5 protein-coding genes and 1 pseudogene are annotated in these 5,207 nt (G+C 43.4%); all 6 read right to left on the reverse strand.

The window, feature by feature from the left end; genetic code table 11:
• Window positions 1–1,088, reverse strand: a 1,088-nt coding sequence (locus ASU35_RS01910; protein ID WP_058351415.1) for an IS110 family RNA-guided transposase, incomplete at its 3' end; no start/stop codon positions are given.
• Between the two features lie 233 nt (window positions 1,089–1,321).
• Entirely contained in the window at window positions 1,322–2,587 is a 1,266-nt protein-coding gene (locus ASU35_RS01915; protein WP_058351416.1) for a chloride channel protein, read from the reverse strand.
• Window positions 2,588–2,641: 54 nt separating this feature from the next.
• Window positions 2,642–2,914, reverse strand: coding sequence for a sensor histidine kinase (locus ASU35_RS01920; protein WP_058351417.1), 273 nt, complete (start codon window positions 2,912–2,914; stop codon window positions 2,642–2,644).
• Complete coding sequence (locus ASU35_RS01925) at window positions 2,844–4,052, reverse strand: sensor histidine kinase (protein ID WP_058351418.1); 1,209 nt, start codon at window positions 4,050–4,052, stop codon at window positions 2,844–2,846. Before ASU35_RS01925 ends, ASU35_RS01920 begins: the two co-directional genes overlap by 71 nt.
• Complete coding sequence (locus ASU35_RS01930) at window positions 4,049–4,690, reverse strand: response regulator transcription factor (RefSeq protein ID WP_058351419.1); 642 nt, start codon at window positions 4,688–4,690, stop codon at window positions 4,049–4,051. The genes ASU35_RS01925 and ASU35_RS01930 overlap by 4 nt, the downstream gene beginning before the upstream one ends.
• Window positions 4,691–4,703: 13 nt before the next feature.
• A pseudogene (locus tag ASU35_RS20025) lies at window positions 4,704–5,030 on the reverse strand (phosphate signaling complex PhoU family protein).
• Window positions 5,031–5,207: the final 177 nt, after the last annotated feature.

Here is a 5,207-nt window from a genome sequence, read left to right on the forward strand (position 1 = left end):
ATCAGCGATATCGCTGCCTCATACAGCACATATCTCAGGCGCTTCCGTCCGCGGTGACTGATCCGACTTTCTCCATTATGCTTGCCCGAATCATTCGCCACGATCGCATATCCCGCCAGTTTCTGCAGCTGTTTGGGATTATCAAAACGTCCAATGTCCCCAACCTCTGCGACAAAACCGCTGACTGTTACCAGACCGACCCCTTTGATCGCCATCAGCTTATCAATATATGGGATCTCTTTTAGTTTTTCTTCTATACTCCGGAGCAGTTCCTCCAGCCTTGACGCATATACATCCATGTCATTCAGGAGATTTTTTAATTCGATTCTCGCTGCTTCCGGTGCTTCCTTACTCCCAATGCTATGCTCTGCGGCTGATACCAGGGTCTTTGCCCTCTTCATTCCAGCGCCTCTCAGCTTCGCATCTCTCCAGATCTGGTTCACACCTTCTGCCCCTAGCTTTATGATATCCTCCGGCAACGGAGCTGCTTTCAATACCATTCTGCCGCTGATCGCTTTCAGGTCTCCATATACGTCTTTATATTCCGGAAAGTAGATGGAGAACCATCTTGCAATCCGGTTTTTGATCCTTGTGAGCTCTTCCTGCGTCTGGAAACGCAGGTTCGAAAGGCCCCTGATCTCTGCATATATGCCGGTCGGTATATATGGATAGGAAAAACGTCCCTCATTGACCAGTGCCGCAATTGTTTTGGGGTCTTTGCGGTCATTCTTGTTTGGATTGTTGTCGTCCAGTTCCTTCGATTTCTTAACATGGTGGGGATTCACATGTACCGGCTTCATTCCGCTGTCCTGCAGGAATTTCCCTAAAGCAAACCAGTAGTGGCCGGTCGGCTCCATACCGGGAATTACAGCGGTTTTTCCATGTTTTTCTGCAATATCCTCCACCCATGCCTTGAATGTCAGGAAACCGGCTTCTGTGTTACTAAACTCCAATGGTTTCTTCGAGTACTCATAATTTCGCCAGTCAAATGCTCTGGCATAATGAGTCTCGCTGCCAACATCAATACCAACAATCAAAGTATTTTCAGTTATGGATGCAATTTTTGCGTTTTGTGTGTTACAATTCATTTTAGATACCTCTCTGTTTAATAAGATTTTTACTAACCTGGTCAAAGTCAGTAATCTTATTTTACACTGAGGTATTTTTTTCTCAACCTTCTTTCTTGGAATTCCCTATATTTGAATTATACAGGAAGCTCCTTGCTAATTTCTAAGACAAGTATACAGGAAAATAAAAAAATATACCAGAGAAAGGAACGATATTTTTGGAAACAAAATCAACTATTAAGAAACATTTTCCTTTATTTCGTATCCATATTTACATACTCCGCTGCCACCTTAGAGTACACAATCTTCTGGCTGTTATAGAGGCTATAATAACCCGACAGCATATAGCTGATACCGGATGCAATAGCAAAGAATAGCATACCCTCCGAGCCAAACATATCGATGCTCAAAAGCAGGGAGCTGATCGGACAGTTCACAACACCACAGAAAAGGGCAATAAGCCCTACTGCTCCTCCAAAGCCTGCATCCATCCCTAATAGCGGAGCTGCAACACAGCCAAAGGTAGCTCCCACAAAAAAGGTAGGAACAATTTCACCGCCCTTAAAACCGCTTCCGATGGTAACTGCCGTAAACAGCATCTTTAAGAAAAACGCCCAGGGTACAGCCTGCCCACGAAGAGCCTGTTCGATAACTGCCATTCCTGCACCATTGTAATCACGGCTGCCGGAAAGAAGGGTCAGGGCAATTAAAAAAATACCACCTACGATAATTCTTATATATTGGTTGGAAAACTTTTCTTTAAACCAATGTCCTGAAGTATGTAAAAGCACACAAAAGACAATACTTAACACAGCACATAAAGCTGCCAGCACAGAAACCTGTGCAACCGATAGAACAGAAAGCTCTGGTATCAGTTCCTCAATATTAAAGGCTGTCGGTGCTATTCCTGCCATACCTGCCACAGCAAAGCCGACCAGGCTGGAAAAGATGCAGGGAACAATAGCTGAATAATAGACAACTCCTACACTGACGACCTCCATGGAAAACATCGCCGCTGTCAGTGGTGTCCCAAACAGCGCAGCAAAAACACTGCTCATGCCGCACATCGTTATCAGATGCATATTTTTTTCATCCATATGAAAATGCCGACCGATAAAGGCTCCAATACTGCCTCCGATTTGCAGGGCTGCCCCCTCCCTTCCGGCAGAACCACCGAATAGATGGGTAATCACCGTACTGATAAAAATCAAAGGAGCCATTAAAATAGAAACCTGCTCATTAGAACGAATAGAAGAAATAATCAGATTCGTACCCCTGTCATTCTCCATATGACAGAGCCGATATAAAAACACAATAGCTATACCACCAACCGGTAGAAGCCATAAGATAAAATCGTGAGCAATGCGGTACTCCGTTACCCATTCAATACAATAGTGGAACAAGGTACCTACCGCCCCACCGATACCACCAACCACGATAGCAAAAAAAATCCATTGGAATAGGGTCTTTACATAAATCCAGGAGGAAGCAAGCCTCCTCCTTATTTCATCCTTTGTCATATTTCGATGAGCCTCCATAACCAAAATTTCAAGCAAAGCTTACTTAAATCTATGTTAGCACATCTTATTTTTCACTTCAATAGGCAATCGAACCAAAAAGGTACTTCCCTCGTCTACTTTTGTAGAAAGCTCTATCGTTCCATTACAAAACTCAACAATATGCTTTACAATCGAAAGTCCCAATCCGGTACCACCTTGTTTCCGGCTTCTTCCTTTGTCAACCCGATAAAATCGTTCAAATATCCTTCCCTTATCCTCATCCGAAATACCAACTCCGGTATCCTGTACCTGAATCCAAAGCTCGCCAGGCTTTGCCTCTACAGTCACCCAGACACAGCCCCCCCGGCTTATTGTATTTAATACCATTACTGATAAGGTTAGTAAAAACTTCCCTCAGATGGATTTCCGAGCCATACCAGAGCACCGGCTGGCACTCAGAAATCAATTCTACACCATTTTCATCTGCAATCGGCTCCAAAGATTTTAAGATATCCTCTAAAAGAATACTAACCCTCACCTGAGAAAAAGCAGGCTCAGCCTCCTTTGTTTCCAGCCTCGAAATCATCAAAATATCATTAATCAAGCCCGTTATGTGGTTTGTCTCTTTAATCATCCGCTGCAAAAACTCCTGTCTTTTTTCCTCCTCTGGTACAAATCCACCTTCTAAAAGCTCAGCAAACCCCCGGATAGAGGTAATCGGCGTTTTCAACTCATGGGAAACATTGGAAAAAAACTCCTGCCGCACCTTTTTTTCAAATTCCAGCCGATTCGTATAATCCTTAAGCTCCTGAGCCACCTTTTCCATCGTCTTCGAAATAATATTAAGCTCCGGATACTGATATGTCTTAAACTCCCATTCTGTAAATCTTCCCTTTTGAGAAAGCATCTGCTGTGAAATTTCTCCTAATGGCCGCGACACACTGTCAGCAAAGCGGCTGGCAAGCACAAGAGAAATCACAAACACAAGACAGAATACCAGTAAAAATCCAGGTAACAGCCTGGAAGCAAAATCAAGCCAGCCATTAAAAGGAACCGACATACGGACTACATAATCATCATACCGTGACTGCTCCGCTACATAGAGAGTGTTCCGCTTCAGAGTCTCAGAATAGCGGCTTTCATAGCCAAAGCCTTTCTTCCAGGCATCCTCCACTTCCGTCCTCCCTCCATGGTTTTCTAACTCATAAATATGAGAAACATCGGTATCTGCACATACCTCTCCTTCCTGGTTAATAATCGTAAGCCGGCGGTTGACATCATTAGAAAAGGTCTTTATCCGCACCAGCTGCTTCTGCAAATCCGCTTCATAGTCCAGGGCATCATCCACAGTCCATATGGTATGCCGCATATTTTCAATACTGCTGTCTAAAAGCTGCTGTCCGGCAACATAACAGGAAATTGCACCACTAAACAATAAAGCAAATAAAAGAACTCCTACAAAATGCAAAAATACTGCTCTTTTCATCTCTTTTCCTCTTCCTTTACAAACCGGTAACCAACGCCGCGAACCGTTCGTATGTATTTTCCCTTTTTATCACCAATTTTTTGCCGCAGGGTACGAATATGAATATCTAAGGTTCTCGTCTCTATCTCCTGGGTATAACCCCAGATATTGTTAAGAAGCTCCTCTCGCTCAACCACACGGTCCTGATTCACAATCAGATAATGCAAAAGCTCATATTCCTTATAGGTAAGCTCTATCCGATGTCCATTCTTCACTACCTCACGTTTTGCAAAATCAACATGAAAATCTCCTGCAGAAAACTCATTTTCCTCCGTTTTTTCCGGGAAACGGCGTAATAAAGAACGTATCCTGGCTGCCAGCTCCATAATTCCAAAGGGCTTTGTATCCTTTGCGGCAAGAATCATAATAGGAAGTTCTTTAAACTCAGGCTTTTCACGGACTTTTTTTATCGCAGATAGGCCATCCATCCCCGGCAGCATCAAATCACACACACAAAGGGATGGTCTTTCCTTCTCCATCTGAGAAAGACCCTCCTCTGCTTTTTCAAAGGTTTTCACCTCATATCCGTAGCTGCTTAGGGCTATCCGAATCAACTCCTGTATATTTTCATCGTCCTCTATTACCAATATTTTTGCCATATTTTGTCCTCTTCTATAAAATTCTTACATTATCCACAGCTCCGCTCTGCTGGAATATTGTCCATTCACCGATATTTACTGCATGGTCACCAATCCGCTCAATATCCGTAACTATCTTTAAAGCTGCCGATACAATTCTCAAATCCCTCGCCACTGGCTGCTGTCTGGTAATCAGGGAAAGGCACTGAACTTAAATGGTCTTTTCCATATCATTTACCGTCCTGTCACCCTCCACAATTTCCTTTGTTACCTCAGTATCCTGTCCTTTCAAGGCCACAAAAATGCGGTCAATCGACTCCTCTACATAGCGTCCCATCTGGGTTAAATTGTCATTCAGCATCTCTAACTGAATTACTCTTAGTCTACTGTAATCAAACCTACAGATTCAGTCAACTGCTTTCCTTCATCAGAGCATTGCAAATGGTCTACTTAGTGTCTGCTGATTAAGCAGACATTTACAACTTCCAACTCTTACATCTGCTCCAGTCACACCAAAATCGGAACAGATGCAAAAGAG

The organism is Acetivibrio ethanolgignens (assembly GCF_001461035.1).
GTDB lineage: Bacteria > Bacillota > Clostridia > Lachnospirales > Lachnospiraceae > Velocimicrobium > Velocimicrobium ethanolgignens.

Excerpts from the sequence above, each read along its gene's own strand:
- ASU35_RS01915 (WP_058351416.1), bottom strand. The coding sequence starts at position 2,587 with ATGACAAAGGATGAAATAAGGAGGAGGCTTGCTTCCTCCTGGATTTAT.
- ASU35_RS01925 (WP_058351418.1), bottom strand. The coding sequence starts at position 4,052 with ATGAAAAGAGCAGTATTTTTGCATTTTGTAGGAGTTCTTTTATTTGCT.
- ASU35_RS01930 (WP_058351419.1), bottom strand. The coding sequence starts at position 4,690 with ATGGCAAAAATATTGGTAATAGAGGACGATGAAAATATACAGGAGTTG.